Source organism: Aeromonas sp. SER (assembly GCF_038739615.1).
GTDB lineage: Bacteria > Pseudomonadota > Gammaproteobacteria > Enterobacterales > Aeromonadaceae > Aeromonas > Aeromonas jandaei.
In genome coordinates this window covers 1-22545 of sequence record NZ_JBCGFC010000004.1, presented here as the reverse complement: position 1 = coordinate 22545, position 22545 = coordinate 1, and the positions used below count along the sequence as shown (strand labels likewise).

Annotated in this window: 23 protein-coding genes; 22 read left to right on the top strand and 1 reads right to left on the bottom strand. The window is 51.0% G+C overall.

What is annotated here, in order from left to right:
* Positions 1–10 precede the first annotated feature (10 nt).
* From AAHA41_RS07330 to AAHA41_RS07225, 22 genes are all read left to right on the top strand, one after another.
* Positions 11–1051: a hypothetical protein gene (locus tag AAHA41_RS07330; protein ID WP_323069874.1), complete on the top strand. Its 1041-nt coding sequence runs from the start codon at positions 11–13 to the stop codon at positions 1049–1051.
* Positions 1052–1099: 48 nt separating this feature from the next.
* Complete coding sequence (locus AAHA41_RS07325; RefSeq protein WP_323069875.1) at positions 1100–1627, top strand: hypothetical protein; 528 nt, start codon at positions 1100–1102, stop codon at positions 1625–1627.
* 59 nt (positions 1628–1686) lie between these two features.
* Positions 1687–2328 carry a hypothetical protein gene (locus AAHA41_RS07320; protein ID WP_323069877.1) on the top strand — a complete coding sequence of 214 codons (642 nt, stop codon included), beginning with the start codon at positions 1687–1689 and terminating at the stop codon, positions 2326–2328.
* Between the two features lie 310 nt (positions 2329–2638).
* On the top strand, positions 2639–4063 hold the full coding sequence (gene sbcB, locus AAHA41_RS07315; RefSeq protein WP_323069878.1) for an exodeoxyribonuclease I: 1425 nt from the start codon (positions 2639–2641) through the stop codon (positions 4061–4063).
* A gap of 554 nt (positions 4064–4617) precedes the next feature.
* Positions 4618–5109 carry a hypothetical protein gene (locus AAHA41_RS07310; RefSeq protein WP_323069879.1) on the top strand — a complete coding sequence of 164 codons (492 nt, stop codon included), beginning with the start codon at positions 4618–4620 and terminating at the stop codon, positions 5107–5109.
* Positions 5110–5210: 101 nt separating this feature from the next.
* Positions 5211–5699, top strand: a complete 489-nt coding sequence (locus AAHA41_RS07305; RefSeq protein ID WP_323069880.1) for a hypothetical protein — start codon at positions 5211–5213, stop codon at positions 5697–5699.
* Positions 5700–5786: 87 nt separating this feature from the next.
* The gene (locus tag AAHA41_RS07300; protein WP_323069882.1) at positions 5787–6050 is read left to right on the top strand and encodes a hypothetical protein; all 264 of its coding nucleotides are present in this window, start codon (positions 5787–5789) and stop codon (positions 6048–6050) included.
* Between the two features lie 6 nt (positions 6051–6056).
* Positions 6057–6530: a hypothetical protein gene (locus tag AAHA41_RS07295; protein WP_136501909.1), complete on the top strand. Its 474-nt coding sequence runs from the start codon at positions 6057–6059 to the stop codon at positions 6528–6530.
* A 288-nt stretch (positions 6531–6818) separates the two neighbouring features.
* Positions 6819–7406 (top strand): helix-turn-helix transcriptional regulator, encoded by a 588-nt coding sequence (locus tag AAHA41_RS07290; RefSeq protein ID WP_323069883.1) that lies wholly within the window; start codon positions 6819–6821, stop codon positions 7404–7406.
* Between the two features lie 74 nt (positions 7407–7480).
* Positions 7481–8716: a hypothetical protein gene (locus AAHA41_RS07285; RefSeq protein ID WP_323069884.1), complete on the top strand. Its 1236-nt coding sequence runs from the start codon at positions 7481–7483 to the stop codon at positions 8714–8716.
* 40 nt (positions 8717–8756) lie between these two features.
* Positions 8757–9530, top strand: a complete 774-nt coding sequence (locus tag AAHA41_RS07280; protein WP_136501906.1) for a hypothetical protein — start codon at positions 8757–8759, stop codon at positions 9528–9530.
* A gap of 45 nt (positions 9531–9575) precedes the next feature.
* Positions 9576–10445 (top strand): HEAT repeat domain-containing protein, encoded by an 870-nt coding sequence (locus AAHA41_RS07275; RefSeq protein WP_136501905.1) that lies wholly within the window; start codon positions 9576–9578, stop codon positions 10443–10445.
* Between the two features lie 4 nt (positions 10446–10449).
* Positions 10450–11361, top strand: coding sequence for a hypothetical protein (locus AAHA41_RS07270; RefSeq protein ID WP_136501904.1), 912 nt, complete (start codon positions 10450–10452; stop codon positions 11359–11361).
* A 2-nt stretch (positions 11362–11363) separates the two neighbouring features.
* Positions 11364–11795: a hypothetical protein gene (locus tag AAHA41_RS07265; RefSeq protein ID WP_323092157.1), complete on the top strand. Its 432-nt coding sequence runs from the start codon at positions 11364–11366 to the stop codon at positions 11793–11795.
* A 4-nt stretch (positions 11796–11799) separates the two neighbouring features.
* The gene (locus AAHA41_RS07260; RefSeq protein ID WP_136501902.1) at positions 11800–12885 is read left to right on the top strand and encodes a HEAT repeat domain-containing protein; all 1086 of its coding nucleotides are present in this window, start codon (positions 11800–11802) and stop codon (positions 12883–12885) included.
* 2893 nt (positions 12886–15778) lie between these two features.
* Positions 15779–16576, top strand: coding sequence for a hypothetical protein (locus AAHA41_RS07255; protein ID WP_136501901.1), 798 nt, complete (start codon positions 15779–15781; stop codon positions 16574–16576).
* Entirely contained in the window at positions 16573–17151 is a 579-nt protein-coding gene (locus tag AAHA41_RS07250; protein ID WP_136501900.1) for a hypothetical protein, read from the top strand. The genes AAHA41_RS07255 and AAHA41_RS07250 overlap by 4 nt, the downstream gene beginning before the upstream one ends.
* Complete coding sequence (locus tag AAHA41_RS07245; RefSeq protein ID WP_136501899.1) at positions 17151–19085, top strand: helicase C-terminal domain-containing protein; 1935 nt, start codon at positions 17151–17153, stop codon at positions 19083–19085. Before AAHA41_RS07250 ends, AAHA41_RS07245 begins: the two co-directional genes overlap by 1 nt.
* Complete coding sequence (locus AAHA41_RS07240; RefSeq protein WP_136501898.1) at positions 19082–19801, top strand: hypothetical protein; 720 nt, start codon at positions 19082–19084, stop codon at positions 19799–19801. Before AAHA41_RS07245 ends, AAHA41_RS07240 begins: the two co-directional genes overlap by 4 nt.
* A gap of 13 nt (positions 19802–19814) precedes the next feature.
* Positions 19815–20837, top strand: a complete 1023-nt coding sequence (locus AAHA41_RS07235; RefSeq protein WP_323069887.1) for a hypothetical protein — start codon at positions 19815–19817, stop codon at positions 20835–20837.
* Positions 20838–20989: 152 nt separating this feature from the next.
* Entirely contained in the window at positions 20990–21583 is a 594-nt protein-coding gene (locus tag AAHA41_RS07230; protein WP_323069888.1) for an HD domain-containing protein, read from the top strand.
* A gap of 5 nt (positions 21584–21588) precedes the next feature.
* Entirely contained in the window at positions 21589–22119 is a 531-nt protein-coding gene (locus tag AAHA41_RS07225) for a hypothetical protein (protein ID WP_323069889.1), read from the top strand.
* A gap of 151 nt (positions 22120–22270) precedes the next feature.
* Here the strand turns inward: AAHA41_RS07225 and AAHA41_RS07220 are convergent.
* The coding region (locus AAHA41_RS07220) for a hypothetical protein (protein WP_342697320.1) at positions 22271–22545 on the bottom strand (275 nt) is incomplete at its 5' end.

The following is a 22545-nucleotide window of genomic DNA, read 5'->3' as shown; positions in this document are numbered from 1 at the left end:
TGGTTGCAAAATGTCGACCAAAGAAGGAAATGGCATGCTACCGCTGACGAATCCCATCGATGATGGTGATGCCAAGACGCTTATCCAAAATCCGAATGCGCCAACTGACGAACTGGAAACACTGTTTTTAACTGCAGATGACGACATCAAAGAAGGAGTCCTGGTCCATCCCGCCGCCCCTCAGCACCTGCTTGTACAGCATGCTGACTCAGACAATGCAAAGTTCAGAGGATCGGTAGCAAAAAATCCCTCAGCCCCGATAGCGATACTGCAGTCCCTCAGCGAAGATCCTGAGTCGGAGGTTCGTCATGCAGTATCCAAGAATGCAAACACCCCCTCCTACATCTTGGAAACGATGAGTGGCGATGTCGATATAAATATTCGCTACATGGTTGCTTGCCACCACAATACCCCACCCCATGTTTTGACGGCGATGAGTGCAGTTCTCAATGTTCGCGTCCGTGCTGAAATTGCTTTGAACGCGAATACCCCGGCAGCAACGTTGGACGAATTGGCGGAGGATATTGAATATCAAGTCCGCGCAGCTGTAGCAGAAAACCCACAGGTGTCGGAGCGGTTGCTGATTGAGTTGGCTGAGGATAACGAGGAGTTTGTGCGCAGATCGGTTGCTAAAAACCCAAATACGCCAAAATACATATTGGTTCTACTCGCGAATGAATTTTTTGATTGTGTGCGTTTCAATGCTGTACTCAACCCATCATTACCCCCGCTGTCACTGCTGACTCTGGCCATGCTGGACGAGGACGATATGATGACGACAGCTCAAGACATGATATCGAAAAAAACGCTCACTTATTGGGAGGCTGCAGTAGCCGATGGCAGTCTAAGTGAAACCACTATGTTGGGAGAGGGTGAAAACCAACGACCCCTTGGTGATTCACTTCTGGAAGCCGGGTTAACCGACCTATACCAGCAACTGCAGTCGCTGTTCCTGAATAAGAAGCTCTTGGAGCTGACCACTAATCCCCCTGCCCTGACTGAACTGCAGCAAAGCACTCCCGCGCCGGTTAGCAAACGAATGGCGCTATGACAAAAACATATGATCCGATCCGGCTCATAATCTAAAGAGGCAAACACCATGATTGATGTGTTTATTCGCACAAATACCCCCATTGACGACATCCCAAAGGCCTTGTCTGGCTTTGCTGCTGGATCCACAGTGCAAGTGCGTAATGGAGGGCCCACGGAAGTCTGGGTACACACCCCAAACGGGTGGGTAAAAGATCGGCCTGGAATGACCCTTCTCGAATGCCTTTCTTCTGACTACATTGAGCTTTGTGGTTATGTGAACAAATGGGCGTTCTCAGAACCTGTCGACGCCAAATCCCTTCGACTTACTGAAGACGAGGCTAAACAATGGCTGGCATCCATGGAACGCCACCGGTATCTCCTGGAAGATGGTATCGGCTGCTCCGTTAACATCGAAGTAGATAACCATACCTTGACGTGCGCAGTGGCGACATTTGCTTTGTCAGAGTTCAAGCAGCATGTCACAAAGCCTGGCACAGAACTGAATGACAAAATATTGGCCTGGGCTGACGATATGCTGAAGGCTGGCGCAGATGCTATCGACGTATGTATTGCATGGAATAAAAACAGATCATGATTAAGGTGCCAGGTGAGAGCCTGGCACGCCCCTCGCTAAGCTTTGCGCCAGCAAGATAGATGTCGGCGATCCAAACACAAGTAAAATTATTCTCTATGTTGACATCGCTCAGCAATTTGCCTATTCTTTTGTTAAGCTGGAAATCAAAAGAAGGGTGTTTAATTATGTTCGTCATCGCATGGTTTAAGAAGCATCGATTGCAAATTGCCCCGTTGGTGGCGTTGTTGCTCATGGCCGCCTCTATCCTTTACCTTTCATTAAAGTATGAAGATGACTATCAGTATGTTGGTATGTATGAATCAATAACCAGCAGTCATAATCAGGACGCAAATCGTCCTGAATTGCAGAGTGATGATCCGAAGGATATCAAAAGAAAACAATTGGTTGATGACTACAAAAAGAAACCGACCCCTAATGTCATACTTCAAGGGCGATATAGCGGAAAGTATTTTGACGATCAAGAAGAAACACTTACGTTCGTATTTGGGGATGATAATTCCTTAACGAAGATAGTAAGGTATGGAGAAAATCGACATACGACAGGCAAAGCAACATATAAGTTCAATGGGTCAACATTGGAGTTTACCAACATAACAGGACAGCCCCGTTTGTTCCCCTCCGCTGGCGAAGCCATAGTCGTAAACGATTTGGATTCAGTCACTCTGCCTGCGTTTAACTATCTCCGGCTTAAGCGGGAATGATGACAATCATATAGCCGTAGGGGATTAGGGCTGTGCCAAATGATCCGCTTCACCTCCTACGATAACCAAAAGGACTGAAATCATGGCAGGAATGGTCGAGTTAACCCCACCCTCGGTATGGGACGTGATTATATTTCTGGTAACCTTCCCGTTCGCTCTATTCGCGATTTTTATTCTGATAGCGATTTATCTTTACTACGCCTGCGCAGTTCCTAACCTTATGTGGCGATGCTTCGCGAAGATTGGACTCAAGACTAAGCCTCCCTCAAAGCCGTTTATTTTGTAAGCGATACAAACTGGAGTGATGTCGATGAATGACTCGGCTTGTAGTATTGCACCTACCTTTTACATCCACGACTACGAGACCTTCGGTCTTAGTCCCTCTATGGATCGGCCCGCACAGTTTGCTGGAATTCGAACAGATCAGGATTTCAACATTATCGGTGAGCCTCTGGTGATCTATTGCAAACCGCCAGTCGACTATTTGCCGCAGCCAGAAGCATGCCTGGTTACTGGGATTACACCCCAGAAAGCAATGAAAGATGGCCTATGCGAAGCCGACTTTATGCGCCTTATCCATGAGCAATTCGCCACTCCCGGCACCTGTGTGATGGGCTTCAACAACATTGCTTTCGATGATGAAGTGACACGGTACGCGCTCTATCGCAACTTCTATGACCCCTATGCTTACAGCTGGCAAAATGGTAACTCTCGCTGGGATATCCTCAATGTCGTGCGTGCGTGTTATGCATTGCGGCCAGAGGGCATTAGCTGGCCAGTAGATGACAAGGGCGCACCGCGATTCCGACTTGAAATGCTTTCCGCCTCCAATGGCATCAGCCACGCGAATGCGCACGATGCGCTCTCTGATGTGATAGCTACCATTGAGATGGCCAAGCTGGTAAAGAAGGCCCAACCCAAGCTGTTCAGCTACCTGTTTGATCTGCGAAATAAAAACAAGGTCAAAGCACTCATTGATGTCGTGAGCATTAAGCCGCTAGTCCATGTTTCCAGTCGGTTTCCGGCAACCCAAGGCTGTATGAGCTGGGTTGCACCGCTTGGCTGGCATCCAACCAATCAGAATGCCGTGATGCTGGTGGACCTGAGCCAGGACATCTCCCCTCTTCTTGAACTCAATAGCGATGAGATCTGCGAACGACTCTTCACGCCTAAAAGTGAATTGGGCGATCTGGCCAGGATCCCCGTCAGTTTGGCTCACATCAATAAATGCCCGGTGCTGGCCCCTGCTTCAACACTGGCAGCAGAACGAGCTCAGCAACTTGGCATCGATAAAGAACTGTGCCTGAAGAATCTTGCGATGTTGAGGGCCCATCCAGAGGTTAGGCAGAAACTCGCTGATGTCTACTCACAAGAATTCACCGGCAGCAAGCACACAGACCCCGACACCCAGCTGTATGATGGGTTCTTTAGCCAGGCCGACAAATCAACGATGGATCTGGTTAGAGCAACTCCCCCGGACTTACTTGGTTATCACCCATTTAAATTCAATGATCCTCGCCTGCCAGAAATGCTTTTTCGCTACCGCGCGAGAAATTGGCCCCACACGCTGAGTGAGGTTGAACAGAAACGCTGGGGTCAGCACTGCACCGATTACTTCAGTTGCCACTTGCAAGACTATGGTTTGCATCTTGAAGAACTGGTGGAGAGGAACAAAGGTAAAGAGCGCGAATTCAGCATACTGAGAAACGTTTATGAGTACCTAGTGAGCCTGTAAAGCATTGTTAACCATCAAATAGATCAACAACGGCATTGACTTGTTCACAATGCCTGCATTTGACTACATCAGGCTTAAATTAAGAAAGCCTAAGGCTTGAAAACTTGGAGCTAGTATGAAAGATTCAACCATTGAGATGGTAGTGACTTTGACACTTGCGTTCTCAATTGTGTTTGCTTTTATTATTGTTCGACTTAATTGATTTTTTTTGGGAGTCTCGCGTGGTGAGATATAAAACATCTTTAATATGTCTTGCGTTGTGCGTATTGATGCTAGTGGTTGGCCTGTTGGATATTAACTACCATTATTTGGGCCTTTATGAATTTAAGGGTGTATTGTCCATCCCCATTGGGGGAATAATTGGTTCGCTGCTTGGGATGTACCTGCATTACCGAGATTCAAACAAGCCTTAGGCCAACGATGATTTATTCCGCGCGGCGTGAATGATCACTCACTCAATCACCAAGAAGACCTCAGGTGAGGCGAACCAAAGGGTGATAGGCGAGTTATGGCCCTTGGTGGGGATTAGGTCGAGATCAGAGGTGAAATTGGATATGGACGAACTGAAGGAAGAGATCCGCCTCGCAATGGACGGTCTTGGTGGAAACGATGTAGCTTGTGCCGCTGCCTGTGTCGCATTGGAGGATTTGGACCCAGCCCAGGGTGAAAATTGGTCTTGGGTGCAAGCAGTGTTAGCTGACTACCCCATGGCCAAAGAAGCCGCTCTGGTTGTGCGACAGGAGATGGAGGAAAGGAATATCCAATCTCGAGCCGCAGACCAAAAGCGTTTTGAGGCCTGGCTGACCCAGAATGCCCCCTATCTTTCGATCCTCTGGGACTTTGAACGCCATTATTTGAGTCTCCCTATGGTAGATAGCTATCTGGCTACGGCCACCAGCGAACAAGCAATTATGTGCCGGTTCGCAGCAGGTGTCTGGCAAGGAAGTAATGATTACCAGTTTGACCTGGTCAGTGCTGCCGGGATCCTGAAAGACGAACAAAAGTCAGCTATCGCAGCTTGGTTTACCTCCCCCTTCTGGCCGTAAGTCAAAGCCAAAAATTGCCACCAGCTCGCCACCTGCATTGCTTAGATGGTATGATTTAAGTTAAATGCCATGTTGGCAAATCTTAACGCGGTAGGTGAAAAATGAATTTCTTTCGAGTGTTATTAAAATCAGTAATCAAGTTTCCGTTCGTTATATTGCTTTGGCATACCCCATCAATGATGCGGGCATCGATGCCGTTAGGAATGAACGAGGTTTTTTACCTCTTGGGCCTTATGTTTAGTCTCATGGTTTTTGGCCTCTATGATGTAATTGGCTTCATTCAACGTGAAGGCCTATGGCTGTATGCGGGTTTGTTCTTGGCCGCTATGTTTGTGATCACATTTAAGCAAACAGCAAGGCATATGAAAGAAGATGCAGAATATGACGCTCGTTACGAAGCTGAGCGTTTAGAGAAGCTCGCTAAAAACCCTTGGAAGCCATACCTTGGTGAGCCTGTTGCAGCAGATGTCAAAGTGAACATCGAGCTAAAAAATAGCTCAATTTTATGGCGTGTGCCTAGCAGTGCGCTGCGTGAAATGGCCGACGATATTAAGCTTTGGATGCCGGTGTCCCCCAGGTCCACTAACTAATGAAATTGTGTTGATGGCAATGATCGCTTTGCTTGCACTCGAACCTATGAATGGCCAACTAAGCTTGAAACTATAGAGGGATAAATCATGTATCCGTACTTTGCATATGACCCTGAAAATGGATTTAAAAATTTCAAAACCCAAGAGGAAGCGATCGCCTTCGCTAATGCAGCCATTGATAATTATCGGGAAGATTCAGCTGACGGCTGGGATGAGCTTGTCGAGCAGGTTTGCTGGGGTGACATCAAGCAGATGGCCAAGGTGAAGGAGCCGCAGCCAGTGACCCAGGAATGCGGCTGTGACTATGCATTGTCGGATTTAACTCCTGCAGTAGCCGTATTAGAGGAGTAGTTTGTTGTGTTGGATAACGGAGTGCTGTGGACTGAACAGGAAGAGTCCTTTCTAAAAGCCAACTACAAGACGATGACTCATAAAGAGATGAGTCAGCATATGAACCGAACCGTGGAGGCGGTCAGACACCGCTGCAAGTTCCTCGGTCTTGCCAAAAGCCCGCATTGGACAGCTACAGAAACGGCTTTTTTGGCAAGCAACATTCACAATATGAGCCAAAGTGCGATCGCCAAAAAACTGGGGCGCTCATTGGCTTCTGTGCAAAAACGAGCACTACGGCAAGGGTTGTGCAATCCAAAGGCAGATATCTGGACTGAGGAAGACAACGCCTTCATTACCGCGAACCAACTAAGCATGACCTCCACAGAAATTGCAGAAAAGCTTGGGCGTACTGTTGGGGCTGTTAAGTTGCAGGCTCACAAGTTGCGCTGGAGCGCTATCAACAATGAAGGTCAAAAGGATTTGGTTACCCCGACCTGATCTGCAGGACATTGTTTTCCCAAAAATGGCACGCGGGGAGTGACATGAGTCCTCGGCTAGGGGATAATGGCTGTGCGTTACGGCTACCCGACTGTCACGCCATGCTCTTCTTGGTCGCTCCCATCGCGGCCTTTTTTTTGCTCGGTTTTGACCGTGTCCCGCTTGTTGAATACTCGCGCCAATGCATCCCCACTACTCCAGCATCAGCTGATGAATTGACATCGAGGCCTATCAGAGGCTAACTGCGCCATGGAAATACTGAACGTGTGGAGGAGCACTCAATTCGTCATGACCGAACAGCTCGTCGATTACAGTGAACGCGACAACTACATCAGAGAAAACTACGGCCCGCTCACCATCACTGAAATGGCGTCTCACTTGGGGGTGTCTATCAGTGCGCTATCCAGGTACATCAAAAAAAAGGCAATTCCGAAGGGGGATCGCCTCACAGATCAGCAAAAAAAACGCCTCCAAGAGAACTACTCAAAGCTTGGGCTGGTGGAGTCGGCTCAGGATTTGGGAGTGTCACGTTCGGTTACTGCAGCTGCAGTACGATCCATGGGGCTCAAGAAGCGAGACATTATGGGCCCTGCCGGTCGTCAGTTCCTCCGGGACCATTACAAAACGATGGCCAGCGCGGATATCGCCAGCGCCCTGGGGGTATCGATTCCGACAGTCGAACGGGCCAAGAAGGAGATGAATTTACGAAAGCGGCATGAATGGACCGATGAACAACGTCAGTTCATCGCTGATCACTGCCATCTAATGAAAATGACGAAAATTGCTGAGCATCTGGAGATCACCCATTCTATGGTGAGGCATGAAATTGCACGCCAACAGCGCGTCAAAGAAAAATCTGAGCAGCCCTTGGCTTAATCCACCAGCTCAACGCGATATCACATTGCTTATATGGTATGTTTTAAGCACATCAGCATTTCGTGGCGCCTCCTATGAATGACAGTTACCCGGTTATCATATCAATGCAGGATATGATCGAGTCACAGAACGTGGAACTCTCTCAGCTCAAAGCTCTTGCCATTGATGAACAGGAGTGGATCCGGATGTGTGTGGCGATGAGACCTGAGTTGCCCGCTGCAGTGTTTGCAATCTTGGCTGCCGACAAGTCCGTTGAAATTAGGACTGAGGTCGCACATAGAGATGACGTGCCACCAGCAACTCTCGTGGTTCTGGCAAATGATGAGGACGTAAACGTGCGCCTACATGCAGCCAGGAATCAATCCATGCCGGTCGAGCAGCTTGTGCAATTGCTCGATGATGAACACGAGTGGGTCAGACATGCCGTGATCGCAAATGCTGCCCTCCCCTCAGGGGTATTGCTGGAGCGCGTTAACTCGATGCCGGTCAAAACAAGGATCCGGATTACACTCTTGGATCCGCTGGATGACGGGCTGGCCTTCAAACTGGTTAAAGATCCTGATGTCAGCGTGCGACTCTCAATGACTGGCCATCCGTCACTCCAGGAAGCCGCATACGAGCTCTTATCGCAAGATCTAGACCCAACCATCCAACAGCGGTTGAGTAGCAATAAGGCGTGCCCACCTGAAGTTTTGGACCGGCTATCAGAGTTCGATATGGAAACGCGGCGACTTGTGGCCAAGAACCCTAACGCGAGCCCGGTAACATTAGCCAAATTAGCCAATTACCAGGACGATGTACTGCGCAGGATGGTGGTCCAAAACAGGAACACCCCGCAAAACACTTTGCTTCAGCTTGCTCAGGATGAATCAATCCAGGTAGTGAAGGATGTCGCACGCACCGCCAGTGAAATAACCCCGGAATTAGCGGCAATATTGCTCAGTGGCGATGCTGATGTTAGAGGTGACTTTGTTCAGAACAGAAACCTGCCTCTTGACGCACGCCTGAAAATGGCCTTTTTGGATGACAATGAGAGCGTAGCTAAAAGCGCCATGTCTGTTTTGAGGCATGGGATAACTGACGAAGTCTGGGCGGCCTACGTGGCGGGTGGCGCGACACTGGGGGATGAACTTCACCATTGCGGCCAGAAAATCACGATCGCCGATGGACTGATCGCCAAAGGCCTGACCCGCGAATTTCAGCTGATGCAAGCTTGTGAGCTTGCTGACCGGGTCCAGAAGGCTTCTGACGCATCTCGGAATGATGTCGCTATGTCGGACATGCCTAGCAGCCGAAGATTCGCATTATGAGCGCACAGGGTCTCAGGATGAACATAATGAATAGAGTGAGATGAACGGTATGCATAGACAACAACCTGAACAACCAATCATTCCGGACATACAGTCAGAAGATAACCTTAACGTTCGCGCTGCTATCGCTGGAAATCATAATACCCCGCTGAGTACGCTGGCCTTTCTTTCTGAGGATCCAATAGATTTAGTCCGCGTTAATGTGGCACTGAATAGCAACTGCCCTGTTGAACTGTTAGAACGCCTGGTTGTTGACCCGGACATAATGGTCCGAAAGAGCGCTGTTGCACATCCTAAAGTGTCAGGTTCATTGCTGGAGAGCGCATTTGAAAAAAATGAACCCTATATGCGGTGGTCTATTGCGTCAAATCCTAACTGCACTTCCGCTATGTTAGAGCGCTTGGCGGGCGATAGGGAGACAGAAGCTACTCGTTTTGCTGTGATGGGTAACCCTAATGCCAAAATTGAACTTCTACTGCAAATAGTTTGCTTTGATGAAGATCGGGATGTTCGTGACTGTTGCCGCGATAAATTAGAGGCGCTTGAACCAACCAAATGGAAGGAGTCGGTGTCGGCTGGATTATCTCTTGCTAACGCTATGGAGTGCTCTATCAATCCTGATGCTGTCGTACCATCGGGTTTAAGCTTGGGTGACACTCTGCTCAGTGCTGGGCTAACGAACATCTATCAAACGATCCAGCTGGCAGAATTGGAGATGAAGATCAATAAACTAGGCCAGGACACCCCACCAGAAACGCCTGAGAATGATGCCGCCATACCAGACATCCAGAACAGCCGAAGATTGACATTGTGAGTGTGTAGGCCCACTGGATAGGCGCAATGGATAGAGAGATACGGCATGCATAAATCACAATTAGGGCAATCAGTCATTCAGGACCTGCAGTCAGTAGAGCCTGTTGTTGAAAACATTCTGCTCCGATACGAAAACGACTTGGCCAGATGTGACGAAGTAAATGTTCGTGCGTCGATTGCGGGAGACCAGAATACGCCGCTTGAGACACTTGCCGGATTAGCTGCGGATCCGGTAGGCATAGTCCGTCAAAAAGTGGCCTTAAATGTCAGCTGCCCTGTCGCCCTACTGGAAGTGTTATCCTCGGACACAGATAGATGGGTTCGAGAGGCGGTTGCTTGTCATGCATTGTGCCCTGTCGACTTGCTGGAACGATTGATTGCAGACCAAGACATAATGGTCAGGATGAGTGCTATTGCACACCCAAATGTATCTGGATCGATGTTGGAAACACTGTTTGAACAAGGAGCCCCAGATCTTCGACGAGCTATGGCGTCAAATCCCAATTGTACTCCAGCCACGTTGCATCGTTTGGCTAGTGAACCAAATCCTTCCACCCGCCTTGATGTGATCGCTCATACAAACACCCCGGTCTTACTTCTACTACAACTCGCTTGTTTTGATAGTTACCAACATGCTCGCGACCAGAGCCGCGATAAATTAGAAACGATGGAACAAACCAAATGGAAGGAGTCGGTGTCAGCTGGATTATCTCTTTCTAATGCGATGGAGTGCTCTGTCAATCCTGACGCTGTCATATCACCGGGTTTAAACCTTGGCGATACCCTGATCAATTCCGGGCTGACCAACATCTATCAAGCGATCCAGCAGGCCGAGTTGGAAGTGAAGGTCAATCAACTTGGCAATGGCGGTCCAGTTGAGCAACTACCATCGACTGCTGTCAAAATGAGGATGTAAGACAGTGAACCTCGAGAGCTTAACTTTTAATGAAAAGTCGATGCTAGCAGCATCACCTACCACTTCACCGGAAGTGTTAAGTAAACTGGCGGGTGACGACGACATCTTAATCAGGGGGGAGGTTGCATCTAATCCGAATTGCCACATAGAACTGCTGTCAACCCTGGCAAGCGACGCTCTGTGGCAAATTCGCGCTAGCGCGGCGGATAACAAAAACCTCCCACTGGTGATACTTGAAAAGCTCAGTTTGGATGAAACCCGGACAGTTAGAGCAAATGTGGCTAAAAACCCGGCTTGCCCTCCATCTCTTCTGCGCACACTGGGGCGGGACTCTGCCCAATTAGTCAGGGGGGTTGTTGCATCTAATCCGAATTGCCCCATAGAACTGCTGTTGACCCTGGCAAACGACGCTCAGTGGACTGTTCGCGCTAACGCAGCGGACAACAAAAATCTCCCGCTGGGGACACTTGAAAAGCTCAGCTTGGATGATGAGCGGACAGTTAGAGCAAATGTTGCTAAGAACCCAGCTTGCCCCCCTTCCCTTCTGAAAACCCTGGGCGACGATATTGTCAGCGATGTCAGAAGGGCTGTCGCCGAGAACGCTGGCACACCAATCAGATTGTTGGCAGACATGCTTGTAGATGATGATGATGGCGTCTGCTTGGTGGCAATCCTCTCACTTGGAAATATGGATGCTGCGGCCTATGCCAGAACCTTGAGTGAAGGCTTGGGTCTGTCCACCAGCATTGGACCCATTGGTCACCAAAAGCAGTTTGGAGAGGCACTCCTGGACGCTGGGCTGACAGATGCCTATCAACATATTCAAGCGGCGGAGATGGCCAATAAGATCCGGGACCGATTGATTGAGGCGCCTGATGCTGCTGAGACCATTCAGATTTCGAAAATGAGGATGTGAACATGTCAATCCGGACAGAAAAAAGATCGGGATTTACTGAGTTGAACCTCTATCTGTTGGGGTTTTGTGTAAATGGCAATTTCGGATGCCTTGAGGGGTTCGATGACAATGAAGAGACCGTGCATAAAGTTTTGGGTAATGCATCAGAGGAAGAAGATGTTTATCTCATAGCCAGCTTTTACAACAAAGAATGCGCAAAAAAATTCTGTGACATCATCAACTTATTGGATGTAGACAAAGCCAACCTGTCACTCGCTACTGACATCGGTCCTGTTGGATACCAAAAACAGTTTGGGCAAGCGCTATTGGATGCCGGGTTGGCTGACGTCTATCAGCGCATACAAGCCGCCGAAATGGCAGACAAGATCCGGGAACTGTCAATTGCTGTCCCCAATGCTGGTGGCGCAACTCAGACCGCCAAAATGAGGATGTGATGCCATGGATATTGACAGCTTAACAACGCAAGACCGGCTGAAGTTAGCGCAGTTGCCAGACACCCCACAGGACATATTGCGCCTTTTGTCCACGGACGAGCAGTGGATCATGCGCAGCCATGTCGCTAGCAATGAAAATTGCCCAGCTGATGTTCTGGAGACTCTTGCACTCAATGATATCAACCCAATTAAGAGAGATGTGGCGGTCAATCCAAATTGCCCCGTGTATGTATTGGAAATATTGGCCAACATGCCAGGTGATAGCGATCTGACAGTTAGAAGATTGGTGGCTGCACATCCTTGCTGCACCATTGAACTGTTGTCGACCCTGGCAAATGACTCGTTTTCGACAGTTAGAATGGAAGTGGCAGCATCCGTGAATACGCCCCTCCATGTTTTAGATAGTCTTAGTAGAGACCAGACCGGCCCAGTCCGACATGCAGTGGCTCAAAACCCCATGGCCACAGATAGTATTTTGACAAGACTTTCAATGGACATTGTGTCGTCCGTCAGACTTTGTGTGGTTAAGCGCAGCACATGCCCCGCCCACATTTTGATCGCATTATCCGAAGAAGATGACGATCCACATGTCCAACATCAGGCAATCAAACACCCTGATTGTCCAATCAGCATTTTAGAGAGGCAGGCTTCAGCAGGTGATGACTTGCTCAGGTCAGCAATTGCATCAAACCCGGCTTGTCCCCCTGCCCTTCTGAAAGCCTTGGGCGGTGACGCTGTCAGCGATGTCAGAAGGGCTGTCGCCGAGAACGCAGGTACACCACTCAGATTGTTAGCAGATATGCTTGCAGATGAAGATGAGACTGTCTGTGCGGCTGTGGTAAGCACGCTTGGCAAAAAGGATGCGGAGTCCTATTCGAACGCCATGAGTGAAGGCTTGACTCTGTCCACCAGCGTTGGCCCAACCATGCATCAAAAACTGTTTGGGGATGTGCTCTTGCATGCCGGGCAGGCAGATGGGTATCAGCATATGCAGGCTGCAGAGATGGCCCATAAGGTTCAAACTCACGCAATTGATCTCTCAAGTATGCGCGAATCCGTATCGACCAGAAAGGCAGGCTTGAGGTTATAACAGCAAGGGCATGATTGGTGGTCTCCCTATCCTGCCCAATATGCTTGTCCGGCCACCTGGGGCGAGAACCCCATTACTGGGGAGGTGCGACTGCAGCACTACGCCAAACGAGCCACGATACCGTTAACCCCCCGAGCTATGGGGGGAATGCTCATCAGCCGAATCGTCAGCAACCATCACGCGCCGTTAACCCCCGATCCGGGGGACATGTTTGAACGCTGATTGAAACTCACCGCCACAAATCGTTAACCCCTGCACACAGGGGAAATGCTGGTAATGGCGCTCGCCGGTCAGCAACTTGTCCCGTTAACCCCCGAATGGGAGACTGGTCAACTTGTGGCGCTCACATGCCGGGTTGAACCGTAAACCCCATACTGGGGATTTCCCACAACCGCAAAACCAGCAAAGGGGATTGCAGTTTGGGGAAGGCTATGCTGATGGCAGCAAAACCTACATCCAGCGTTAACCCCGTGCGGGGTTACACATGATGGACACCCCAAGGACGTCCGCAACGGCCCGCTAACCCCTCTTGGGGAGAAATACTCACACACTGCGAGCGACTTGATTTGGTAACGCCGATAACCCCGCGCTCCAGGGAGCTCCCTCTGAATTCGTCACGGGAAAGTCTATTTTGAACCGTAGAGAGACCACGATTCATCGGGTGTACCTAAACCCCAATGGGGACATGATTACGACGTAACCAAGTTTGGGCATCTCATTAATCGCTAACCCCTGCACAACAGGGGAATCCTAAAAACTCTTCGTTGCAACACGATGCCGCGATCGGTAACCCTCGAAAGAGGGGGTATCTACCCAGTTGAGCTAAATCAGATCTTTGCGCCGTTAACCCCCTTGCCGAGGGAATTCGTCTGTTGAAACTGCCACATTCAGTTGTCAGAACGCAAACCTACTCACGTAGGAAAGATATTCCCGGTACACCCTGATTACATCAAAACACGTTAACCCCTTCAAAAACTGGGGATACTCAGAGGCTCGCTATCACAGGCAGATAACCAAGCCGTTAACCCCGGAAAAGGGGGATCTAGTCCAACTATATGGCCAATAACATCGACGGACGATAACCCCACGGGGAGGCATCCCATGAAAAATGCCGAGCAATTTGCTCCCATCGACAACCCCTGAAGCTCAGGGGCAACCCATCTGGGCAACAGTAAACGTCAACAGGTCGATAACCCCAAAGCGGGGAAGCCGTGTAAACCGCAACTTGTTGCTATATGGACTGCGCCGATAACCCCTGGGAGGGAATTATACGGGAGTCTGGGTAGCAAATACGATTTCGCAGCGTAAACCCCAGATGGGGAGACCTCAGAACGAACCTTCAAAAACCGATTTAAGATCCAGATAACCCCGTTCACGGGGAAGCTCTCGAGCAGACGATGCCGGAGACTCGTTATTATGCGTTAACCCCTCAAGTGGGGAGAATTCAACCTTTTTGGAGTTGAAGGTGCCCATCGTTCGTTAACCCTCACAGGGAAGTACCATGTCCACCAGCCAACAAAGGCTCATTCGAACTCGATAACCCCTGCTAAGGGGGTACTCATTTGTAAGATGAGTGATGTCAATGCCGTTATGCGTTAACCCCTGGCTCAGGGGATACATCTGATTGCCCTTCTCATATATGCGTCCACAACGACAACCCTCATAGGGAATATGCAATATAGAGGTGATGCCGGGTCCCATCAGTATCGCTAACCCCTACACGGGGAAATACGGCTATACCTGCTGTGGCGAAAACGAAACTGCGTGCGTTAACCCCCATACCCTGAGGGGGAGATGCAGCTGGCTGCGCGTCAAGTACCAGTCACGGCCTCGTTAACCCCAACTGGGGGACATACTCGAAATATCGGCGGGCCCGAGCCAGCATCGCCCGTTAACCCCCACGCTAGGGGGAAATGCGCAAACCATGTTCAAGATCGAGTCCTTCAACGCCGATAACCCCGCACGCAAGGGGGATACGATGAAGCTGATGCGACATCAATGTCAATTTTCCCGTTAACCCCTCGTTCGGGGGAGATACACCGGTCAGACCGCGCCCTTGCTCAGCCAGTCCCGTTAACCCCCGCGCTCGGGGGAGATCCGCAGAGCGCTTTGGCCAACTGCTGCCCGCTGCACCGCTAACCCCCGCGCACGGGGGAGATACCAAGGTGTGCCAGAGATTGCGGTTCGTCGCCACCGCTAACCCCCACGCACGGGGGAGATACTCATGGCGCGATGACTCGACCAACGCCCCGCACCGCTAACCCCCGTGCTCGGGGGCGATACTTGATTTTTTGCTTGAGGCATGGTTTTAACGCCCGTTAACCCCCGCGCACGGGGGAGATACTGACGCCCCAGAGGTACGGGAGACCATGGCCCGGCGTTAACCCCCTCGCTCGGGGGAGATACAATAAAAAAGACCGAATCCTTACGGGTGCAGTCCGATAACCCCCGCGCTCGGGGGAGATACAGCAGGTGCTCACCATCAGTCGCCGTAAAGGCCCATTAACCCCCGCGCTCGGGGGAGATTCACACGCAATACCAGGGACGGCGTGAAATCGGTCCGTTAACCCCCTAGCTCGGGGGAGATTCTTCTGGGTTTTTGAAGGCTCTAGACCTACCAGCCGTTAACCCCCTAGCTCGGGGGAGATTCGGTCATGGCGAGTAATTGGTATGCCTACAATACCGTTAACCCCCTAGCTCGGGGGAGATTCTCTAAAAATAGCGACAAATAACTGCTTTTTGCGGCTTTTTCGCCGATGTTTAAGGTGCGCTGCATTGGTGCAGTTATCGGGATGCCGGAAAGATACCATATTTTCTCACGCATCGGCTTCCATTCCTAAAAATAAGTTAATAAGATGACGCAACAAAATCAACCGTAACGTGGAGTTGTGTTGTGCAGCATCCAGTAGCAATTCTCTATCAACACCTCACTAGCATCCTCGATCATGTCTTGGGTGATTCAGTGCATACAGACGCGCCCTGTACATGCTGTCTGCGGCCAGCATCAGAATTTGGTCATGTCGGTTACGTCGGCCAGGACAGCTACAAAACACCGGTCTCTCACTGCCCGGCATGTCGAGCAATGAATGTTACCGATGTGGAGGTAATGGGCATTGAGCGGGCTGCTGGTAAAAATTTTGTAGGCCAAAAATTCGGCATGTTCAGTGGTGTCGGCTGGGTTCACGAAATCGAATCAGGTCGATCTACACTACTCGCTCCACCTGGGGTAACCGCAAAGTTCCCTCCTTCCTTTTTCGAAAAAGTGACAGTAGTTGAGATGACGGTGGCAGGTCATCTGCCATGGATTGCACAGAATGCGAGCTTTCCTTTGCTGTACATCGAATCCTTCGGGCGTAAAACTACCGCCCTCATGCGCGGACTCACTATTTCACTATCTTCACAGGCACTCTATTGCTGCAGTGATGACGGAATGGACTCAGTTACTCGCGTTAATTCAACGGTTGATCTCGATGCGGCCCTGCGCCTCACCAAGGAACTGGCAGAGCTGGAAAATAGCGAGCGAAACGCATTCAACAAATTGGTTCGGGACCTTTCTAATGGTCGGATCACTCCAAAGGAAGCGACTGAGACCATCAAGAAAAAAGCCATCTTCGCGCCCTTATTCCGGCTGTTGCCTGCAGATCCACACCAGCGGATTAGAATCATTGCTATCACGGAGAAGCTGAAATGATCTTTTACGAAAACAGCCTCAAGTTGCGTGAAACCCCTCCTGCAATGCCATACGTCGCCCACCAGCGTATTGATTTCCTGTTGCAAGAAACGCTGAAGTCAAAATTGCCTTACAGCTGGAAACGCGTCGCTCATCCTGATGAGCTAAACAGTACCCTGGTCTACCTGCGAACTGCAGCGCCACTGAATTTGCCCGGAGAAAAAGCTCGGGAAATGTCATTGCGTGTTGGCGATATGCTGCTCTGCCACACCAATTTTTGTTTCCAACGCAAAGAGACTGTGACGACCCCAAAGGGGCCCAAGGACAGGGCGGTCCCACTAGAGGCCGACGCACTCCCAGAAGTGTTACATCGCCAATGCGAAAAGGCCGGATTGTTGCTGCACAGCCATTCAGCCGGTACAGCATACCGAGAGCATTATCAGAAAAAACGTCACAAGTTCTTCCTCAAAGTGTTCCCGGTCAGCCTGGTTGTCGAAATTCGTGATGTGTCTCTTGCTGAACAAGCAATCGCTTACGGTATTGGCCACAAAAGAGTGTTTGGCTATGGCCAGCTGACGGATATGGAGTTGCTGTGATGCCCCAGCTCATTGATACCGCCACGTTTAGCGATTTGATGGCCGCTGGTGGACTGGTTGCTCGGGATGAGCAGAAAGAATATGCCGCGCTGGTAGCTGAAGCGCTATCAGACCCTGGCATGATCGCATTGATCCATGCTGATACCGGTTTGGGCAAATCCCTGGGTTACCTGCTGCCAGCCATGCAACATGTTTTTGCCAGCGGTAAAAAGCGTCCTCGGGTGTTTATCGCCACGCATAGCCATGCGTTGATGAATCAGCTGGTCTCCACCGTCACCGGGGTGCTGAGCACTGTGGCTGGTGGCTATGGGCTCCCGCCACTTTCTGTTGGTCGCCTCTTGGGGCGCATGAATTTCGTCTCGCCTGAGCGTGTAACTGCTTCAACATATGGTCTCAAGATGACCACGGATGAAGCTGCAGCTATAGCTGATTTAGCTCAATGGTCCGGCACCATTGCAGCTTTCGAGGACGAGCATGGCGGGCTCCCTTGTGGGCTGACTGCAGCTCAAATTTGCATGACTTCAGACTGTGTGAACGAACAACTGGATGAGCAGCAAAGAGACGCGTTATCCAGCGATGTTGTGATCACGAGTCATGCAATGTTGGCCGTGGATCTGCTCCTTGATAATGCGCTCTTAGGAGACGCTGAGCGCCAAGCAATTCTGATCGTGGATGAAGCTGATGCGTTGGCATCTCAGTTACACGAGTGGACCCAGCGGCGCATGAATTTGACCCGGCTGACCAATTTACTGATCCCTCATCTCACGTCCAGACAGTTATTGCCACTCACCAAGCGAATAGAGCAGATCCATCAAGCCGTCGCAGGCCGTCACTATGCCTGGGATGTAGAGTGCTCAGAGATTGCGAGAGATGTGTTGAGCGAGCTCTCCAGGATCAGCAAGCTTGCAAAGCTGGATGAACAGATTGCGGTAGAGCTGCAGCGTCAAATCCAGAGTATCAGCAGCACTACTATCGGCTTGGGCATCTCGGAGACCGGGCAACCCGCTGTTGTGGGGATGAATCCGTGGTTCACACGCCGATTTGGCAAATATGCGACCTCTGCATATCGGTCTGTCTTGCTGACCTCCGGCACCCTTAGCATGACCCATGACCCGGTGAAAGGAATGGCCTGGATACAGACCGAACTGGGAATAGAGCAGTCAATTCTCGGGGCTATTGCCATCTTTACTCCTCATCAATACGGCGACATGTCATTAACGCTGGCGGGACCAGATTTCCCCCCCATCTACAAGACACAAACCCGCCAGAGCACCGAATTATCTGATGCATGGTTGGACGGTGTCGCGTTGCATATTGCCAACTCAGCGGGACGCGTCGTGGTTCTGACAGCATCCCATGAGGAAAGCAGGCTTTTGGCCGCCAAACTCTCCACCTACGAACAGCGACCCATGCTGGTCCACCAGCGCGGCACCCATCTGCGCATTCTGATGCAAGAGTTCATTGCGACATCTCACAACCATGGCAAGGCGATACTGATCACTGCAGCCGGGCACACAGGGCTCAACATCACGGACAAGTCTGGCCGAGTTGGTTTTGACCACCTGATCATTACCCGTATTGCATACGCCCCCCCTCGCATCGAAGAAGTGGACGCGCTTGCTGACTATCTGTTCGTCACCAAGAAAAAGACCCTGCGTAAAAGCCTGCGTCAGCAAGCGTTCATGCGCTCGCTCAACGCGGCAATCCGCCAGATGCGCCAGGCATTAGGCCGGGGTATCCGTTCGCCAGACGACCGTATTTCCGTGACGATCTGCGACCCTCGCTTCCCGCTGTCGCACGATCTCTCATCAAAGCATGCCGCACTGCGTAACGTGATCCCTTACCGGTTCGCACGGCAATATCGCAAGGCCAATGTCATGACCATGCAGAACAACAATGCGGTGACCACAGAGACTGAGGAGGTTTTCTTTTGATAACCACATTCCAAGCTTTTCGCCTAGCCTTGCCGCTGAAAACACCCGTGGTATTGACGGATTTTGCGCCTACGCTCGATGCCCTGGTTTATGAAGCGCTGTCACAGCGATCTCCTGCGGCCAGCCGGGAAGAGTTGCTGCAAGAAATGCGGACCTATTTACAGTTCAATGAGCAATATGGCGTATTCCATGCGTCAGCAATGCGCTTTGGCCTGACCCTGCAGCGGGGCCTGACGGCGGCCACCTACGTCCGCACCGATCGCCATACACCAGAAAAGCTCTCGTCTGAGATGTTTGCGCCAAATGGAGCACGCGGGAAATACACTCGCCTGCAACTGGCTGGTGGACCTACCAAGAACCGGTTGAGAGAAATGCCTGCTTATAGCGCCCCCTATGCAGTATTCGACGGATTTGGGAATCCCTACGCCATCAAGAGCCTGCTGGAGTTTTTTGTCCTGGGTATCGGATACGATGCCCAGAACTGCCAGATGGGCGCCTTTGACGATGTCCACATCGCACCCGATCTGGAAGAGGACTCCAGCTTGCTGCTGTCTGACACTGCCAATCGCCCTCTCCCCGCGTCGTCAGGAGTGAAAGGTGTCCCCGGTTTGTCGCCACTGCTTCCACCGTATTATTTGCCAGAGAAACAATCTGTAGTTACTCCCCAGCGGGTGCGTTCTGAACTGATCAGCAATCTGATCAACAACCTGATTTAACGAGGAAAATGACATGACCAATAAGACCTTCGTATTCGATGGCCACCTGACTGCAGTTGAGCCTCTGACAGTTACCATCAAAGGCGCCCTGGGTGGCCGCCTGCCGCGTAACGGAAGTATCGACGACCCTGCCTACTGGCCAGCCACCACGATCCGTGGGTCGCTGCGCCACGCTGCTCATCGCGTTGCATTCAGACACAACGCAGATAACAAGAATCCGGCATTTGACCTCGCTGAACACTTTCTGCTGGCCCAAGGTGTCGACATCGTCGGTGATGTATCCAAACCCGCTGACGGCGAAATCGATGGCACTCGCGATTTGCGTGAGGGCAATCCAATGATCAGCCTTTTCGGTTTGTGGGGGGTGGCATCCAAGTCGAACATTGGCTCCGCATTCCCGATCACCCCCAACGCTAGCGCCATGTTTGGCGGCGGCGCTCGGACGATTATGTTCGAGCGTTCACCTGATCTGCTTGAGGTCCTGGATGATACCGAGAAAGCTCGCCTGGAAAGCATTTTGGCTGAGCAGTCATTGGCTGCAGTAGACATTGGCGAGCTGAAAGCCAAACAAGCTGACCTCAAAAAACAGGCGCGGACAGCAGAGGACAAAAAACCACTGTATGACCAGATCGCCGCCCTTGATGCCGAGATTCAGGCTCGTAAAGACGCCAAAGGGGAAGCTCGAGAGTCGATCCGCCGTCCTATCGATCAGTATGAGGCTATTACTGCCGGTACTGTGATGACCCACAAAATGTCTCTGAAATCCGTATCGGATATTGAGCTCGGCTTTTTCCTGGCCGCTCTGTTGGAGTTCGCTCGCGAACCTCGGATGGGCGGTCACCAGGCTCACGGCTGCGGTCTCGTCTCAGGCTCCTGGGAAGTGAAAACATGGGAGCCGAAAGCGCTCACCCCCACCACTGTTGGCTCTATTGAGTTCGATAGTGAAGGGTTCCGCATCAATGGCGAGATTCTGGAGCAGGCCTACAAAAAGTGGTGTGATGACCAGTCCAGCCACTTTAAAAAGCGGACAGCCTAATTTGCTGGTCGCGGATATGAAGATGGGTTGCCAATGTGGCGGCCCATTTTTTTATGATCAAGAGATCGGTCGCTAGGCGCTTGATGATTAACAGCAATGTTAATTTAACATCAATGTTAATTGCCGAGCCGGAGTGACGTTAAGGAGGAAGGTTGAATAAAGCGATCAACGAACACGGGATCATTCACGTACTCCATCAACATGATATTGATGCGGCATACCTGTTTGCAAAAACGGTTCATCAAGGCCAGGTGCGTAAATTCACAGGAGCTCCATACATCCAGCACCCTGTAGAGGTAGCTAGGCTGGTGGCCAGTGTTACGGATGACCACGAATGCATCATGGCGGCACTAATGCATGATGTCATGGAGGATTGTGGTGTTACGGCCAGCGACCTCCACGCTGAGGGCTTCTCTGCCAATGTCATTTCGATGGTGGAGCAGCTGTCGGACATCAGCAAACCATCTGATGGGAACCGGGCAGAAAGAAAATCTGTCGATCGGCAGCACGCAGCGAGAGCATGGCCAAAGACGAAAACGGTCAAGCTGGCAGATATCGTCAACAACTGCGATAGCATATGCGCACACGACCTGGACTTCGCTGCAGTGTACCTACCGGAGAAACGGCTCCTCCTGGATGTGCTTCACGAGGGGGATGCCACATTGTGGGCGCGGGCCGACAACATCATCAAGAACTGGGAGATGAGTGAACCCACCGCCACCAAGATAAACCGGATGAGACCTTAACAACGATGGACATAGACCGCGATATCTTGCCTTTGGTCATGTCACTGCAACGGGCGGGGTTCAAGACCCTGGCCTCTTGCCATGGCCACGCTATTGGCCGCCATACCCCCTACGTTTACTTCCAGTGTTCAATAGAAGCAGCTCAAGACCTTGATATGGCCATCTCTCAATGCTCCGGGCTACATCGACGCTGGGAGGTTACAGGACATTTTGGCGAGGCCGGTTTGACATGGCTACTGCGATCACCTGACTGGGAGTCCGCATTGCAAGGATCCAGATCCGGCATTCTCTCGCCCCTGTTCACACCCAATGGCCGCCAGGAACTTGCTGATGACCTTTATCAGTTAGCTCAGTTGGTTGCCGGTGATCTCTCTGTAACGTCATTACCCCCTATCACCACAATGCAACACTTCTGGGCTGTTGCCATAGATGCATTGAGAGCTATGTGGTGGAGTTTCAGGTTTGGGCTGGGGTGTTTGGTCGGGATTGGGCTGTCGATTGTTTATGGCGCGATTGCTGGAGGTATGGGGGGATGATAATTCTGGAGGGGGCAACAAAAGGGAAGGAAAAGTCGGTTGCAGGCAAATGCATGTAAGATGGATAACTACGCCTGCAACCGGTGACGAGATGTTGTCACTACAAGGGATTAGTGTGAGGTATCAGGAGGGGCTTATCCCCTCCCCCCTCTTAAAAGAATGGAGTGCGGCGAACGTCCTGGTCCAGCGCTGCAATATCTTCGGCGCTCATGCTGATATCGTCACCTTCGATTGGCTCAACGGTGAAGTCAGTGAAGGACATCTGGTCTTTATCGTCCCCATCTACCTCGGGTGCCACCGCCTTTACCTCAGGGGCCGCTACCGGCTCTTCATCACCACCTTCCACCAGCACATCATGTGGGTGCTTGCCATCGCCTGAATCGTCTTCCGGCGCTTCCATCTCCAGCAGCTGGTCTTTCAGCGCAA

Excerpts from the sequence above, each read along its gene's own strand:
- AAHA41_RS07245 (WP_136501899.1), top strand. The coding sequence starts at position 17,151 with ATGCCCCAGCTCATTGATACCGCCACGTTTAGCGATTTGATGGCCGCT.
- sbcB (WP_323069878.1), top strand. The coding sequence starts at position 2,639 with ATGAATGACTCGGCTTGTAGTATTGCACCTACCTTTTACATCCACGAC.
- AAHA41_RS07290 (WP_323069883.1), top strand. The coding sequence starts at position 6,819 with ATGACCGAACAGCTCGTCGATTACAGTGAACGCGACAACTACATCAGA.
- AAHA41_RS07235 (WP_323069887.1), top strand. The coding sequence starts at position 19,815 with ATGACCAATAAGACCTTCGTATTCGATGGCCACCTGACTGCAGTTGAG.
- AAHA41_RS07325 (WP_323069875.1), top strand. The coding sequence starts at position 1,100 with ATGATTGATGTGTTTATTCGCACAAATACCCCCATTGACGACATCCCA.
- AAHA41_RS07305 (WP_323069880.1), top strand. The coding sequence starts at position 5,211 with ATGAATTTCTTTCGAGTGTTATTAAAATCAGTAATCAAGTTTCCGTTC.
- AAHA41_RS07310 (WP_323069879.1), top strand. The coding sequence starts at position 4,618 with ATGGACGAACTGAAGGAAGAGATCCGCCTCGCAATGGACGGTCTTGGT.
- AAHA41_RS07300 (WP_323069882.1), top strand. The coding sequence starts at position 5,787 with ATGTATCCGTACTTTGCATATGACCCTGAAAATGGATTTAAAAATTTC.
- AAHA41_RS07265 (WP_323092157.1), top strand. The coding sequence starts at position 11,364 with ATGTCAATCCGGACAGAAAAAAGATCGGGATTTACTGAGTTGAACCTC.
- AAHA41_RS07250 (WP_136501900.1), top strand. The coding sequence starts at position 16,573 with ATGATCTTTTACGAAAACAGCCTCAAGTTGCGTGAAACCCCTCCTGCA.
- AAHA41_RS07280 (WP_136501906.1), top strand. The coding sequence starts at position 8,757 with ATGAACGGTATGCATAGACAACAACCTGAACAACCAATCATTCCGGAC.
- AAHA41_RS07260 (WP_136501902.1), top strand. The coding sequence starts at position 11,800 with ATGGATATTGACAGCTTAACAACGCAAGACCGGCTGAAGTTAGCGCAG.
- AAHA41_RS07320 (WP_323069877.1), top strand. The coding sequence starts at position 1,687 with ATGTCGGCGATCCAAACACAAGTAAAATTATTCTCTATGTTGACATCG.
- AAHA41_RS07275 (WP_136501905.1), top strand. The coding sequence starts at position 9,576 with ATGCATAAATCACAATTAGGGCAATCAGTCATTCAGGACCTGCAGTCA.
- AAHA41_RS07330 (WP_323069874.1), top strand. The coding sequence starts at position 11 with ATGTCGACCAAAGAAGGAAATGGCATGCTACCGCTGACGAATCCCATC.
- AAHA41_RS07285 (WP_323069884.1), top strand. The coding sequence starts at position 7,481 with ATGAATGACAGTTACCCGGTTATCATATCAATGCAGGATATGATCGAG.
- AAHA41_RS07225 (WP_323069889.1), top strand. The coding sequence starts at position 21,589 with ATGGACATAGACCGCGATATCTTGCCTTTGGTCATGTCACTGCAACGG.